Consider the following 927-nt stretch of genomic DNA (forward strand, 5'->3'; position numbering starts at 1 on the left):
CCTTATTGTACGTAGGGTTTTAATACCGTGAATTTAACCAGTGCCATGTCCGGCCCCATATATTGCCAGGTTTGCACTACTTGCCCCGTGGTTGGCTCCAACCAATAGGAATTGGTGTATTCCGCGTTTAACGCAGGAACCGAAACCTGTTCGGTAAACTTCAGCAGTTGGCGCGGTTTGCCCAGAATGGTTACGGTTTCTTTACCGCGCACCTGAAACACGGATTCTACCGCATAATCACCGCGTTGCACCTGCGACCAGGCCATTTTCCCCTGCCAATGCAGCGACGTTGACGGCTTTAGCAGGCCAACGGCCAGCGGGTCCGGCGTCACGTTGATGACGTGGGCGATATCCTCACCAAAACCCTGGGTTTTAACAATGCGGCCCTGCTGCATTACCAGAAGGTTGCTGTCCGCACCGATCCATTTGAGCTGATTATTTTCTGCAAACGCCAGCACGACAAAAGCCTGAGAAGCATCACCCATTTTAAGATAAGCAGAAGCGTAAGGCGTTTTTTCAACCTGCTCAGCCGAAACCTGCACATCATCCGTTCCCCAAATCGCCAGCTTAGCGGTTTTTTGGACCGCATCCATATTTTGGGAACAACCAGTCAATGCCAGCGCGAACAGTGGCAGTAATATCAGCGCGCTGCGTTTTGCCACGAGCGTTATTTTTATCATTAGGTGAATGTCTCGCGAAACGGCCAGATGCAATAAAAGAAAGGCCACCGAAGTGGCCTTGATTGTCAAATGACCTTACTGAACAGTACCGGGAACAACTGAACCTGTAGTTCCAGTAGTGCCGTTATCGTCATTGCTGGAAACAGCAACGGCAACAGCAACACCAATCGCTGCCGCCGCGCCCACAGCGATAAGCGCAGTAGTACCAGCAGCAAAACCGGCACCGCCCGGACCCACCGCACCCCGA

Annotated in this window: 2 protein-coding genes; both read right to left on the reverse strand. The window is 52.2% G+C overall.

The window, feature by feature from the left end; translation table 11 throughout:
• Positions 1-2 precede the first annotated feature (2 nt).
• Complete coding sequence (locus J5224_RS30540; RefSeq protein ID WP_264628788.1) at positions 3-680, reverse strand: YjbF family lipoprotein; 678 nt, start codon at positions 678-680, stop codon at positions 3-5.
• Between the two features lie 65 nt (positions 681-745).
• The coding region (locus tag J5224_RS30545) for a hypothetical protein (RefSeq protein ID WP_264628789.1) at positions 746-927 on the reverse strand (182 nt) is incomplete at its 5' end.

The sequence above is a fragment of the Candidatus Symbiopectobacterium sp. NZEC135 genome (assembly GCF_025962695.1).